Here is a 13,439-nt window from a genome sequence, read left to right on the forward strand (position 1 = left end):
GTGCGCGGGGCCCGGCGGCGGGCGGCCGTCGCGGCGGCGCGCGGCCCGGTCGCCCGCCCGCCGCAGGGTGCGGTCGCGGGTGGAGACCAGCAGGGTGACGATGTCCAGCGCGATGCCGAGCGCCCAGAGCCAGTAGCGCGACGGCGTGTCCACGAACAGCGAGACGAGCCAGGGCACCGCGCCCGCGCCGAACTGGGCCAGCGGCCAGTCCACCACGATGCTGCCCCGCCGCCAGACCTGCCCCGCCTGCCAGCGCAGCGCGACATAGGCGACGACGAAGGCGATGGAGTGGCTGGTCTGAACCGCGTGCACGGAGGCCGCCATCACGGCCATGCCGAACATCGCGATCAGCAGCGTACGGACGCGGGTCTCGGAGGCCGCGATGTCCCCGTAGACGGCGAACCCGGCCCAGCTGGTCCAGAAGGCGAGATAGAGGACCGCGAACAGGGCGAGGTCGGCCAGGTGGGGGCCGTCGTGCAGCAGATGGGCCAGCTGCCCCGCCCCGGCGACGACGACGAGGTCGAAGAACAGTTCGTTCCAGCCGGCGTGCCGCTCGGCGGGCGCGGTGCTCCCCGTGGACTCCTTGGCCTCCATGACCCCATCGTCATCGGAGGGTGTCCGCGCGCGCCTCGGCTGTGGGCCGAATGCCGAGGCCCAGGTGTCCGGACCGGACGCTCCGGTGCCCGGACCGGGGCGTCGGCCCTCACTACGGGAGCGCGGCGGGCCGGGGGTCGGTCGATTCCGCCGGGGGCTTCGTCCGCCCCGCACCCCGCAGCCAGCCGATGGAGAAGACGCCGGCAGCGGCCATGACGACAGCCGCGCCGGCCGCCGCGAAGCTCATCCCGTGCGTGAAGGCGTCGCGCGCGGCCATCAGTACGGCGTCGGCGGTCCGGTCGGGCAGCCGGGCCGCCACGGCCGTCGCACCGCCCAGCGTTTCGCGCACGGCTTCGGCCTGCGGCACCCCGGCGGGCAGGGTGTCGGCCATGTCCCGGCTGTAGACCGCCGCGCCGATGGACCCGAGGACGGCCATTCCCAGCGCTCCGCCGAACTCCTGCCCCGACTCCAGCACGGCCGCGGCCGACCCCGCACGCTCCGGTGGGGCCGCGCCGAGGGCGAGTTCGTTGGCGAGGGTCATCGCGGCGACCAGGCCACCCGCGTACAGGGCCCCGCCGACGAGGGCGAACCAGAGTGCCGAGTCGGTCCGCACCTGGGTCATCCACAGAAAACCGCAGGCGGAGAGGGAGAAGCCGCCGCCCATGACGTACGCGCGGTCGACGCGCTGGGCGAGCGCGGATGCCGCCGGAGCCGCGACGGCCGCGCCGAGGGCCGGTACCAGGCTCCACAGCGCGGCCCTGAACGGGCTCAGGCCGAGGACGGACTGCAGATACTGGGTGAGGAAGACCGCCATCCCCACGGTGGCGAACATCGCGAGGAGGTTGGCGAACACCGGGCCGCCGAAGGTGCGCCGGCCGAGCAGGCCCAGGTCGATCATCGGATGCGCGACGCGCTTCTGGCGGCGTACGAAGACGAAGCCGAGCACCATCCCCACGCCCACCGCGAGGGCGGGCAGCGGATCGTACCCGTGCCGGGCCGCTTCCTTGATGCCGTAGACGACCAGGAGCACAGCGGCCAGTGACAGCAGCGAACTCAGCAGGTCGAAGCGTTCCCGCTGCACGGACCTGAACTCCGGTACCAGGAAGGGCACCAGCACCAGAAGCAGCACCATCGCCGGCAGGTTGATCAGGAAGACCGAGCCCCACCAGAAGTGCTCCAGCAGCAGGCCGCTGACCACGGGCCCCAGGGAGATGCCCGTCGTCATGACGGTGGTCCACAGGGTCACCGCCTTGCCGCGCTGCTTCGCGTCGTGAAAGAGGTTGCGGATCAGGGCGAGCGTCGAGGGCATCAGGGCAGCGCCGCCGAGGCCGAGCAACGCCCGTGCCAGGATGAGCAGTTCAGCCGTGTGTGCGTACGCGGCGACGACCGAGGCCGCCCCGAACAGCACCGCTCCCGCGAGCACCGACGCGCGCCGGCCGACCCGGTCGCCGAGCGCCCCCATCGTGATGAGCAGCCCGGCGAGGACGAAGCCGTACATGTCGAGGATCCACAACTGCTGCGTCGCGCTGGGTTCCAGGTCCTGGCTGACGTAGGGAATCGCGAAGTACAGGACCGAGATGTCCATCGAGACCAGGAGCAGGGGCAGCATCAGGACGCCGAGGGCGGTCCATTCCTTGCGCCCCGCGAGAGGGCCGGGTGTGTTGTTCTCCATGCACGGCAGGGAAGCGGGAGCCGGGTGTACGCAGCAAACAGGTGCCTAGTGCACTAGGCCGTGACCGTTTCCTCAACAGCCTGAACGTCAGACGAGTGCACTAGTACAGTGCGACCATGGCCACCGAACCGCCCTACCTCCGCATCGCCGGCGACATCCGTCGGCGGATCGCTTCGGGGGAGCTCGCGCCCGGCGCGCGCGTCCCTTCCACCCGGCGTATCACCCAGGACTGGGGCGTCGCCATGGCGACCGCGACGAAGGCGCTCGCCGCCCTGCAACAGGACGGCCTGGTGCGGGTCGTGCCCGGCGTCGGCACCGTGGTCGCCGCGTCGGGACGGGAGCGGGACTCGGCTCCCCAGCGCGGACTCACCCGGGACCGCATCATCCGCGCGGCCATCGCTCTCGTCGACTCCGAAGGGCTCGCCGCGCTCTCCATGCGCCGGGTCGCCACCGATTTCGGCGTCTCCACCATGGCGCTCTACCGTCACGTCCCGAGCAAGGGCGAGCTGGTACGTCTGATGTCGGAGGCAGTGTTCGACGGAGAACCGCCGGGGCCCCGGCCCTCCGGCTGGCGCGCGCAACTGGAGCGGGAGGCACGGTGGCTGTGGACCCGGTACCAGCGCCATCCCTGGCTGGCGCGAGCCATGGCAGCCCTCACCCGGCCGATGGCGTCGCCCCACGCGATGCGCTACACCGAGCGGGTCCTCAGTGCCCTGAAGGGCCCGGGGCTGACGCCGAACCAGATCATCCACGTCCACCTCGCCCTTCTCGGGTACGCCCAGGGCGTCGCGGCGGCCGTCGAGCTGGAGGTGCAGGCGCGGCAGGACACCGGCATGACGCCCGAGGAGTGGATGGCCTCCAACGAACTGCGGCTGGAGCAGATCCAGACCGCCGGGTCCTATCCGACGCTGTCCACTCTCTTCGGTGAGGAGGAGTTCGACCTCGAACTCGACACGCTCTTCGAGTTCGGGCTCGCACGGCTGCTGGACGGGGTCGCGTCGCTCATCGAGCGATCCGGAAGCCGATGACGGTCGCGGCGGTGGTCGTGGCGGGGCCGTGGCGGGTCAGCCGGCCGGCTGGAGCAGGTCCCAGCGGTTGCCGTACAAGTCCTCGAAGACCGCGACCGAGCCGTACGTCTCGTGGCGCGGCTCCTCCAGGAAGCGCACCCCGGCCGCGCGCATCCGCGCGTGGTCGGCGGCGAAGTCCTCGGTGTGCAGGAAGAAGCCGACCCGCCCGCCCGTCTGCGCCCCCACCGCCGCGCCCTGCGCCTCGTCCTTCGCGCGGGCCAGCAGCAGCCCCGTACCGTCCGCCGCCCCGCGCGGGAGCACCACCACCCAGCGGGTGCCGTCGCCCCGGCCGGTGTCCTCCGCCAGCTCGAAGCCGAGCGCGTCGCGGTAGAAGGCGAGCGCCTCGTCGTAGTCGCGGACGACCAGGGTGACCAGGGCGATGTGGGACATGGCGGGCCTTTCGGGGGTTCTGCGAGGGCGGAGGTTCCGCAGCGATGGGGTTATACGTAACACTAGCGCTTCGCTCCCGGGCCGCCGGGCACAATGCGCCGCATGGACATCGTGGACGCTACGAGCACCGGCGGCAGGGCCGCGCTGAACGACCGGGCCCGCGCGCTCGCGGACGCCGGAGGGCGGCGCATCCTCGGGATCGCGGGCCCACCCGGAGCCGGGAAGTCCACTCTGGCCGAACGGCTGGTCGCGGCCCTGGACCCGCGCGCCGCCCTCGTCCCGATGGACGGCTTCCACCTCGCCGCCGCCGAGCTGGAGCGCCTCGGCCGCGCCGACCGGAAGGGCGCGCCCGACACCTTCGACGCGGCCGGATACGCGGCCCTGCTGCGGCGGCTGCGCGATCCGGACCCGGTGCACGCGGTCTACGCCCCGGCCTTCGACCGGTCCCTGGAGGAGCCGGTCGCGGGGTCGCTGCCCGTACCGCCGGAGGTCCCGCTCGTCGTCACCGAGGGCAACTACCTGCTGCTCGGTGACGGGCCCTGGGCCTCGGTGCGCGAGTTGCTGGACGAGGTGTGGTTCCTGGACCTCGACCCGGAGGTCCGGGTACGTCGACTTGTCGACCGGCATGTGCACCACGGCCGGCTCCGGCGCGACGCGGAGGAGTGGGTGAACCGGTCCGACGAGGTGAACGCCCGGCTGGTGGAGGGGGGCCGGGGCCGGGCGGACCTGATCGTGCGACTGCCGGGCGGGCGGCGGGGGACGACGGACGGCTGACGACTGACGGCCGACGCCCCGGCGGACACGCGGACACGCGGACACGGGGGGCCGGAGACCGGCCGCGTACGCCCGGCGGTCCGACGCGCGATCTGACACACGGTCGGAAGCCGGTCGCGTACGCCTCGCCGGGCGGGCAGGATGCTGTGTGCCGTGTCGCACCGCCAGGAGGCCCTGATGTCCAGCCCGAGCCCGTTCGCCCAGCAGTCCGCACCGCCCCCGTCCTTCACCGCCGACGACTACCGGGCCCGGATGGCACGGGCCGCCGAGTCCGCCGCCGAGGCCGGGCTCGCCGGGGTGATCGTCGCGCCGGGGCCCGACCTCGTCCACCTCACCGGCTACCGCCCGGTGAGCACGGAGCGCCTCACCCTCCTCGTGCTGCGGGCCGGCCACGATCCCGTGCTGGTCGTCCCGACCTTGGAGGCCCCCGACGCGGCCGCCGCGACCGGGGCGCCCGCCCTGACCCTGCGGGACTGGACCGACGGCAAGGACCCGTACGCGGTGACCGCTCCGCTGCTGGACGCCCAGGGCCGCTTCGGCGTCAGCGACAACGCCTGGGCGATGCATCTGCTCGGCCTCCAGCGGGAGTTGCCCGGTACCTCCTACACCGCGCTCACCGAAGCGCTTCCGATGCTCCGCGCGGTGAAGGACGCCGCCGAGCTGGAACGGCTCACCGCCGCGGGGGCCGCCGCCGACGCCACGTACGAGGAAATCCTCAAGGTGCGCTTCTCCGGCCGCCGGGAGGTCGACCTGGCCACCGATCTGGCCGCGCTGCTGCGGGAGTTCGGGCACTCCCAGGTGGACTTCACCGTCGTCGGATCCGGCCCCAACGGGGCCAACCCGCACCACGAGGCGGGTGAACGCACCATCGAGCGCGGCGACATGGTCGTCCTCGACTTCGGCGGCCTGAAGCACGGTTACGGCTCCGACACCTCCCGTACGGTCCATGTCGGGGAGCCCACCGCCGAGGAGCAGCGGGTCCACGACATCGTCCGCGAGGCCCAGAAGGCGGGCTGCGCCGCCGTCCGGCCGGGCGTCGCCTGCCAGGAGATCGACCGGGCCGCCCGCGCGGTGATCACCGAGTTCGGCTACGGCGACCGGTTCATCCACCGCACCGGCCACGGCATCGGCGTCACCACCCACGAGCCGCCCTACATGATCGAGGGCGAGGAGCAGCCGCTCGTCCCCGGAATGTGCTTCTCCGTGGAGCCGGGCATCTACCTCCCGGGCCGCTTCGGCGTCCGGATCGAGGACATCGTGGCGGTGACCGAGGACGGCGGGCGGCGGCTCAACGCCACCGCCCGTGAACTCGCCGTCGTGGAGTAGGAGTAGGAGTCGGAGCAGGAGCAGGGGTGCGGACGCGGACGCGGGAGTTCAGTCGTCCGCCAGCACCACGCACGACTCCGGCGGCAGGTGCAGCACCCCGTCCGCCCCCGGCGCCTCCACCGGCTCCCAGGCGGCCAGTACCCGCCCGCCCACGCGCCGGTGGCGGCCCGAACCCAGCGGAATGGCGGCCGGCTTGTCCGCCAGGTTCACCGCGATCCGCAGATCACCCCTGCGGTACGCCAGCCAGCGCGCGTCCTCGTCGAACGCGGTCTTCACCGATGCCAGGTCGGGGTCGTGGAGGTCGGGCAACGTCCGCCGCAGCGCGATGAGTTCGCGGTACCAGGCGAGCAGCCGTGCGTGCGGTTCGCGCTCCGGCTCGGCCCAGTCGAGGCAGGAACGGTCCCGGGTCGCCGGGTCCTGCGGGTCGGGGATCTCCTCCTCCGCCCAGCCGTGCTCCCCGAACTCCCGCCGCCTGCCGTTGCGTACGGCCTCGGCCAGCTCCGGGTCCGTGTGGTCGGTGAAGAACTGCCACGGGGTGCGCGCCCCCCACTCCTCGCCCATGAACAGCATCGGGATGAACGGACCCGTCAGCACCAGAGCCGCCGCGCACGCCTGGAGGCCGGGGGAGAGGGAGGCGGCCAGCCGGTCGCCCAGCGCGCGGTTGCCGATCTGGTCGTGCGTCTGCGCGTATCCGACGAACCGGTGCGCCGGGCTGCGCGTCACGTCGACCGGGCGGCCGTGCGTACGGCCCCGGAAGCTGGACCATGTCCCGTTGTGGAAGAAAGCCGACGTCACCGTCTTCGCGAGGGCGGCCAGCGGGGCCCGGGCGAAGTCGGCGTAGTAGCCCTGCGACTCGCCGGTCAGCGCGGTGTGCAGGGCGTGGTGGAAGTCGTCGTTCCACTGGGCGTGCAGGCCCAGGCCGCCCGCCGTGCGCGGGGCCGTGGTGCGCGGATCGCAGAGATCGGACTCGGCGATCAGCCCGAGCGGCCGGCCCACCTCGACGGAGAGCGCGTCGACCGCCGCCGACAGCTCCTCCAGGAAGGTGAGCGCCCGGGTGTCGGCGAGCGCGTGCACCGCGTCCAGGCGCAGCCCGTCCAGCCGGTAGTCGCGCAGCCAGGCCAGCGCGCTGCCCAGCAGGAACGCCCGCACCTCGTCCGAGCCCGGCGCGTCCAGATTGACCGCCGCGCCCCACGGGGTGTGGTGGGTGTCGGTGAAGTACGGGCCGAAGGCGGGCAGGTAGTTGCCGGAGGGGCCCAGGTGGTTGTGGACGACGTCCAGGACCACCCCGAGCCCCAGCCCGTGCGCCGTGTCGACAAAGCGCTTCAGCCCCTCGGGCCCGCCGTACGGCTCGTGCACCGCCCACAGCGAGACGCCCTCGTACCCCCAGCCGTTGACGCCCGGGAACGGGCAGAGGGGCATCAGCGACACATGGGTGACACCCAGCTCCGCCAGATGGCCCAGCCGGGCCGCCGCCGCGTCGAACGTGCCCTCCGGGGTGTACGTCCCCACGTGCAGCTCGTAGAGCACGGCCCGGTTCAGCCGCCGCCCCGCCCATCCGTTGCGCCAGGCGTACGCCTCCTGGTCGACGACCGCGCTCGGCCCGTCGGGCCCGTCCGGCTGACGCCGCGAGCGGGGGTCCGGCAGCAGCGGCCCGTCGTCCACCCGGAAGCCGTACCGGTCCCCGTCCCCGGCCTTCGCCTCGGCCGTCCACCACCCCTCGCGCTCCGCGTCGCGCTCCATCGGGGAGCGGACGTCCGCCGCCTCCAGCACGACCGAGTCAGCCTCGGGGGCCCACACCTCGAACTGCATCCACCACTCCTCGTCCCTGGGCGGGGCGCGCGGCCGCCCGGGGGCCGGGCTCCACGGTCCACGCGACGGACTCTGTTGCCGCCCGCCACCGGCGATTAAGGTCTGGTCCTGATCATTGCCCGGCGAGGCGCCCGCTCATACGGATTCCCACGTACGGCTGCTGGAGGCCGCCATGACCCTGCCGATCTTCCCGCCCGGCTTCCTCTGGGGAGCCTCCGCCTCCGCCTTCCAGACCGAGGGGGCGGTGGACGAGGACGGCAAGGGCCCCTCCGGCTGGGACGCCTTCGCCGCGTTCCCCGGCCGGATCAAGGACGGCACCGACACCACCCGGGGCACCGGCTTCCTCGCCCGCTACCGCGAGGACGTCGCCCTGCTGGCCGGGCTCGGCGCCGACGCCTTCCGGTTCTCCGTCAGCTGGCCCCGCGTGGTGCCCGGCGGAAGCGGAGCCGTCAACGCCGACGGGCTCGATTTCTACGACCGGCTCGTCGACGAGCTGTGCGCCCACGGCATCACCCCCGCCCCGACCCTCTACCACTGGGACACCCCGCTCCCGCTGGAGGAGGCGGGCGGCTGGCTCGACCGCGACACCGCCCACCGCTTCGCCGAGTACGCGGGCATCGTCGCCGAACGCCTCGCCGACCGCGTCCCCATGTGGATCACGATCAACGAACCCGCCGAGGTCACGTTGCTCGGGTACGCGCTCGGCGAGCACGCCCCCGGTCGCACCCTGCTCTTCGACGCCCTGCCCGCCGCCCATCACCAGCTCCTCGCCCACGGCCTCGCCGTCCGAGCCCTGCGCGCGGCGGGCGCCGACAACATCGGGGCCGCCTTCTCGCACGCCCCGGTCTGGACGGCCGGCAACTCCGACGAGGACCGCTTCGGCGCGGAGCTGTACGACACCCTCACCAACTGGCTCTTCGCCGACCCCGTCCTCACCGGCCGCTACCCGGACGAGAACCTCGCCGCCCTGATGCCCGGCCCGGTCGCCGACGACCTGAAGGTCATCTCCACCCCGCTCGACTGGTACGGCGTCAACTACTACAACCCGACCCTCGTCGGCGCACCCCGCCCGGAGGCCCTGGAGACTTTCTCCGGCTTCACGATGCCCACCGAACTCCCCTTCGGGATACGGGAGATCGAGGGGTACGAGAAGACCGGCTTCGGCTGGCCCGTCGTCCCCGAGGGCCTCACCGAGATCGTCACCGCCCTGCACACCCGCTACGGCGACCGCCTCCCGCCGCTGTACATCACCGAGAACGGCTGCGCCCTGGAGGAACCCCACGCCGACGACCGCCGCATCGCCTACCTGGAGAGCCACCTCACCGCCCTGCGCGCGGCGATGGACGCCGGGGTGGACGTACGCGGCTACTTCACCTGGTCGCTCACCGACAACGTGGAGTGGACGGAGGGGGCCTCGCAGCGGTTCGGCCTGGTCCACATCGACTACGAGACCCTGACCCGTACGCCCAAACAGTCCTACGCCTGGTACCGCGACCTGATCCGCGCACAGAAGACACAGAAGCGGAACCCGGCGGTCGAAGGGGCTTACGCGGCACCGCCCGAATGATCAATACTCCCGCCATGGTCGCTTCATGGTGGTCCCGGGCCCGGCTGGGGATCTTCGTTCACTGGACACCCGCATCCGTTCCCGGCTGGGCCCCGCCCTACGTCCCTGCCGCCGAACTCCCGGCGGCGGGCCGGCGTACGCCGCTGGGCTGGACCTCGTACGCGGAGTGGTACGAGAACGGGCTCCGCTTCCCCGGCTCCCCGGTCGCCGCCCACCACCGCGCCACCTACGGGAAGCGCCCCTACACGGACTTCGGCCACGACTTCGAGGACGGGCTCGCCACCTGGGATCCGGCCGCCTGGGCCCGCACCTTCCGGGAGGCGGGGGCCGGGTACGCGGTCCTCGTCACCAAGCACCACGACGGGTTCTGCCTCTGGCCCTCCGAGACGCAGAACCCGCACCGCACCGGCTGGCACACCACCCGGGACGTGGTCGGCGAGTTCGCCGAAGCCGTACGGGCCGAGGGCCTGCGCTTCGGCGTCTACTACTCCGGCGGACTCGACTGGACCTTCGACGACCGGCCCATCGGCACCGCCGCCGACATGTTCTCCGCCGTCCCGCGCGGGAAGTACCCCGCCTACGCCGACGCGCAGTTGCGAGAGCTGATCCGCCGATACCGCCCCGACATCCTCTGGAACGACATCGCCTGGCCCGCCGCCGCCGACGAGATCCGCTCGCTGGTCGACTTCTACCGCTTCACCGTCCCGCACGGCGTCGTCAACGACCGGCTGCTGCCCTACGCACCGCACTGGCGGGGCCTGACCCTGCCGGGCGCGAAGGCCCTCTACAACTGGTGGGACCGCCGGACGGTGGCGCAGGGCGAGGGCTTCGTCCCGCGCACACCGCCCGTCTTCGACTTCCGCACCCCGGAGTACGCCCGCTACGAGGGCTCCGACCCGTACGAGATCACCCGGGGCGTCGACCACAGCTTCGGCTACAACCGCAACTCCGGCCCGGACGCCTTCATCGACCGCGCGACGCTGACCTCACTGGTCCGCGACACGGCCGCCGACGGCGGGAACGTGCTGCTCAACGTGGGGCCGCGCGGCGAGGACGCGACGATTTCCGCCGAGCAGCGGCTCCGCCTGGAGTGGCTGGCCGAGGAGGCCGGGGCCCTCACGCCAGATGGATCCACTCCTGGGTGATGGGGTACCCGGCACGGGCGAACGCGGCGGCCATCGGCGCGTTCCCCTGGTCCGTCGCCCCCGCGACGAACTCGGCGCCCTGCTCGACCAGGAAGCGCGTGCACTCCACGAGCAGGTCGTAGCCGTACCCGTGCCCGCGCGCCTCGGGAACGACCCCGATGAAGCCGACGCAGGGGCCCGACGGGTTGTGGGCGGGCACCTGGATGCCCGCCACCTCGCCGTCCGGGGTGTACGCGAGCCGCCACCACTCCCTCGGCGAGGGGCACCAGTGGAAGAAGTCCAACTCCTCCTGGGCCGCCGCCTCCAGGCCGCCGGGGCCCTCGATGGCCTTGCGGGCGTGGGCGTCCAGCGTGGCCGAGTGGACCCGGCGCAGTACGTCGAGGATGACCGCGTCGTCCGGCTCCGCGCGGTAGGTCAGCCGGCCCGTCCGCTCGGGGAGCGGGCAGCCGGGGGTCCACCGGTAGCGGTAGCGCTCGACCAGCGGCTTCATACCGGCCGCCGTCGCGGCGGCGACCCGCTCCTCGACGGCGGCCCGCACCGCCGGGTCGTCCCGCCATCCGGCGGGCGCGATCAGCTCGTACTCCTTGTCGAACGGGGCGCGGCGCAGGAGTTCGGCGCCCGCCTCCGCCTCCCCGTCCGCGAAGTCGAACCAGTTGAGCACGACGGGCTCGGTGTCGTCGGGCCCTGACCACCAGGCGGCCCTGGCGATCACGGTGTCCCCGCGCAGGGCGACCCAGGACCACTCGGGGCGGTACTCGCCGCCGTCGGCCGTCGAGGTGTAGCGGTGGCCGAAGGCGGCCCGGCCGACGTGGGGGCTGTCCTGGAACGTGGTGAAGAGTGCGGCGTCGCTCGGCGTGAGCGCGCGGATGACCGGATCGGTCATGAAGGTGTCCTCCGGGACGGAAAGCTCGCGTTCCCGGTCAGACGAGGTCCGACACCGCCCGGCGGACGGGGCGGGAGCGCGAGAAAGATGTACTGCGGGTGGTGGTGCGGCTGTTCGCGCGCATGTCTCTCGCCTCCTTCCACGACGGGCGTCGGATGTCGGGGCCGACCGTAGCCGCCGCCGGTGCCCGCCGTCCACCGAATATCCGGGAAGCCGTTCCGGACGCGCTCCAGCCCTGGTCCCAGCCCTGGTCCAGCCCTGGTCCAGCCCGTGGTTCTAGCCCTCACCCTTCTCCGCGTCCCAGGCCATGGTGAACGCCCGCTCGAAGTTGACGTACCCGAGCCGCTCGAAGGACTTCGCCATCGGTACGTTGCCGAGGTCGGTCGCCGCCCGGATCCGCTCCACGCCCTCGGCCGCCAGCACCCGGGTGCCCTCGGCGAGGAGGTCGTCGATGTACCCGTGGCCGCGCAGGTCGGGCAGCACCCCGATGTACGCGATGATCGGGTGGTAGTTGTTGCGAGCCGGGACGACGAACCCGACCGGCTCACCGGTGGGCAGTTCGGCGATCCGCCACCAGGCCATCGGGGCCGCGTACTCCGCCAGCTCCTCGTCGTAGTGCTTCTCGGCCGCCGCGCGGGCGTCGAGCCCGGACGCCAGGTCCTCCTGCCCGTGGGCGTCGAGGGTGCCCTCCATGACCGGCGTCATCAGCGCGAGGAGATCCTCCCGGCCGGTGACCGGCCGGAACGCCAGCCGGCCGGAGTCCCCGGGCACCGGCGTACCGGCCCGCCACTCCAGCCGCAGTCCCCGGGCACCGGCGTACCGGCCCGCCACTCCAGCCGGAGCCGCTCCACCAGCATCCGCGCCCCGGTCGCCTCCATCGCCGCGATCCGGGCCCCGGCGACATCCCGGGCCACCGGGTCCTCGCGCCAGTCCGGCGGGACGAACCGCCCGTACTCCGGCCGCCGCGCACCGGCCGGCAGCACGGCCGCCGTCGCGGTCTCCAGCAGCCGGACGCCGATCGCGATCCGCTCCGGGGCGGGCAGCGTGTCGTACAGGTCGAAGAAGTCCAGCGCCAGCAGCTCGCCGCCCGGTGCGTTCGTCCACCAGGCGACCCTGGCGACGACCCGCTAGTCCTCCAGGGCGACCCACATCCACTCCGGGCGGCGGCGTCCGGTGGCGAGGTCGTCGGCCAGCTCATGGTCGAGTACGTACGAAAGACGGCAGAACAGGTCGAGTTCGCCGGATCCGGCCAGCGGACGGTTCGTCAGGCGGGATGGCGCGGAGGGCACACGGTCTCCTCGTGATCAGTGAGCCGCAGACGTCAGCAAGGCGGCCCGCGCGGCAGCTGCGCAGGTCAGCGCGGGGGGCATCACGGCCTCGCTGGACACTCCGGGCCCCTCGGCCCGACAATCGTCCACGTGACGTCCTCCTTCGAGTTCCCCCCGAGTCCCGCGCGGCTGTCGGACGCCCAGCGCGACCGGGTCCTCGGCGTGCTCAGAGACGGTGCCGCGCAGGGCAAGCTGTCGCACGACACGTTCATGCGGCGCATGGAACTCGCCCTCGTCGCCCGGCGGCCCGAGGAGCTGGCGGCGCTCACCTCCGACCTGGACGACGGCGGCCGCTGGTCCCAGGGCCTGGTCCGCGCGGTGGGCGGGATCTCCGCCTTTCCCGGGCGGCTGCGCCGCGCCTGGCAGACCGAGCGGCTCCCCAAGCTGCTGCTGCCCGCCCCCGGGCCGTATCCGCTGCTCATCGGCCGCGACCCGGCCAACGGGCTGCGCCTCAACCACGAGACGGTCTCCCGGCTGCACGCCGAACTCCACGCGCTGAACGGCCGCTGGGTGCTGCGCGACCTGGGCTCCACCAACGGCACCTGCGTCAACGGCCAGCGGCTCGTCGGCTCCATCCCGGTGCGGGACGGCGACCAGGTGAGCTTCGGCCGGATGAGCTTCCGCCTCACCGCCCCGGACCGTCTTCCGGCGCAGACGCCCCGGCCGCAGGACCGGCTGCCCGAACTGCCGTCGCCCGTGCCCCGGCCGTCGGCCGCCGCGCCGGCCCAGCTTCCGCCGGGCGTTCCTGAGGCACCGTCGAACGGGCCCGACCGGCCGCAGCACGGCTCCGACCGGCCGCAGCACGGCCCTGCCCTCCCGCCCGGCTGAGCCCGCGCCGGGGCGTCGGGACGCCGGGCCCGCGCCCGGCCCCGGGTGTCAGTGCT

11 protein-coding genes and 1 pseudogene are annotated in these 13,439 nt (G+C 73.3%); 6 read left to right on the plus strand and 6 right to left on the minus strand.

The annotated features are described in order from the left end of the window. Together ACFWM7_RS13860 and ACFWM7_RS13865 are read right to left on the minus strand one after the other, a co-directional pair. The coding region (locus ACFWM7_RS13860) for a low temperature requirement protein A (RefSeq protein WP_383259780.1) at window positions 1-594 on the minus strand (594 nt) is incomplete at its 3' end. A 112-nt stretch (window positions 595-706) separates the two neighbouring features. After that, complete coding sequence (locus ACFWM7_RS13865; protein ID WP_383259783.1) at window positions 707-2,266, minus strand: MFS transporter; 1,560 nt, start codon at window positions 2,264-2,266, stop codon at window positions 707-709. Window positions 2,267-2,382: 116 nt separating this feature from the next. Here ACFWM7_RS13865 and ACFWM7_RS13870 point away from each other — a divergent pair, with 116 nt between their 5' ends. After that, complete coding sequence (locus ACFWM7_RS13870) at window positions 2,383-3,294, plus strand: TetR/AcrR family transcriptional regulator C-terminal domain-containing protein (RefSeq protein ID WP_383259791.1); 912 nt, start codon at window positions 2,383-2,385, stop codon at window positions 3,292-3,294. A gap of 36 nt (window positions 3,295-3,330) precedes the next feature. Here the strand turns inward: ACFWM7_RS13870 and ACFWM7_RS13875 are convergent, their stop codons facing one another. After that, window positions 3,331-3,723: a VOC family protein gene (locus ACFWM7_RS13875; RefSeq protein WP_383259795.1), complete on the minus strand. Its 393-nt coding sequence runs from the start codon at window positions 3,721-3,723 to the stop codon at window positions 3,331-3,333. A gap of 102 nt (window positions 3,724-3,825) precedes the next feature. Between ACFWM7_RS13875 and ACFWM7_RS13880 the strand changes: the two genes are divergently transcribed. Next, on the plus strand, window positions 3,826-4,497 hold the full coding sequence (locus tag ACFWM7_RS13880; RefSeq protein WP_383259801.1) for a nucleoside/nucleotide kinase family protein: 672 nt from the start codon (window positions 3,826-3,828) through the stop codon (window positions 4,495-4,497). A 177-nt stretch (window positions 4,498-4,674) separates the two neighbouring features. Then, window positions 4,675-5,823: a M24 family metallopeptidase gene (locus tag ACFWM7_RS13885; protein WP_383259804.1), complete on the plus strand. Its 1,149-nt coding sequence runs from the start codon at window positions 4,675-4,677 to the stop codon at window positions 5,821-5,823. Window positions 5,824-5,871: 48 nt separating this feature from the next. On the opposite strand, the gene treZ is transcribed toward ACFWM7_RS13885, so the two are convergent. Further along, entirely contained in the window at window positions 5,872-7,632 is a 1,761-nt protein-coding gene (gene treZ, locus ACFWM7_RS13890) for a malto-oligosyltrehalose trehalohydrolase (protein ID WP_383259809.1), read from the minus strand. A 172-nt stretch (window positions 7,633-7,804) separates the two neighbouring features. Between treZ and ACFWM7_RS13895 the strand changes: the two genes are divergently transcribed. Together ACFWM7_RS13895 and ACFWM7_RS13900 are read left to right on the plus strand one after the other, a co-directional pair. Further along, entirely contained in the window at window positions 7,805-9,199 is a 1,395-nt protein-coding gene (locus tag ACFWM7_RS13895; RefSeq protein ID WP_383259812.1) for a GH1 family beta-glucosidase, read from the plus strand. 14 nt (window positions 9,200-9,213) lie between these two features. Next, window positions 9,214-10,344 (plus strand): alpha-L-fucosidase, encoded by a 1,131-nt coding sequence (locus tag ACFWM7_RS13900; RefSeq protein WP_383259815.1) that lies wholly within the window; start codon window positions 9,214-9,216, stop codon window positions 10,342-10,344. Here ACFWM7_RS13900 and ACFWM7_RS13905 read toward each other — a convergent pair. Both ACFWM7_RS13905 and ACFWM7_RS13910 read right to left on the minus strand, forming a co-directional pair. Further along, window positions 10,316-11,227, minus strand: a complete 912-nt coding sequence (locus tag ACFWM7_RS13905) for a GNAT family N-acetyltransferase (RefSeq protein ID WP_383259818.1) — start codon at window positions 11,225-11,227, stop codon at window positions 10,316-10,318. The two genes, ACFWM7_RS13900 and ACFWM7_RS13905, sit on opposite strands and share 29 nt — an antisense overlap. 276 nt (window positions 11,228-11,503) lie before the next feature. Continuing rightward, window positions 11,504-12,516: pseudogene (locus ACFWM7_RS13910) on the minus strand (GNAT family N-acetyltransferase). Window positions 12,517-12,645: 129 nt separating this feature from the next. Between ACFWM7_RS13910 and ACFWM7_RS13915 the strand changes: the two are divergent. Further along, complete coding sequence (locus ACFWM7_RS13915) at window positions 12,646-13,383, plus strand: DUF1707 and FHA domain-containing protein (protein WP_383259821.1); 738 nt, start codon at window positions 12,646-12,648, stop codon at window positions 13,381-13,383. Window positions 13,384-13,439: the final 56 nt, after the last annotated feature.

Origin of the sequence: Streptomyces sp. NPDC058375, assembly GCF_042723425.1 — a bacterium.
GTDB classification, from domain to species: Bacteria; Actinomycetota; Actinomycetes; order Streptomycetales; family Streptomycetaceae; genus Streptomyces; species Streptomyces durocortorensis.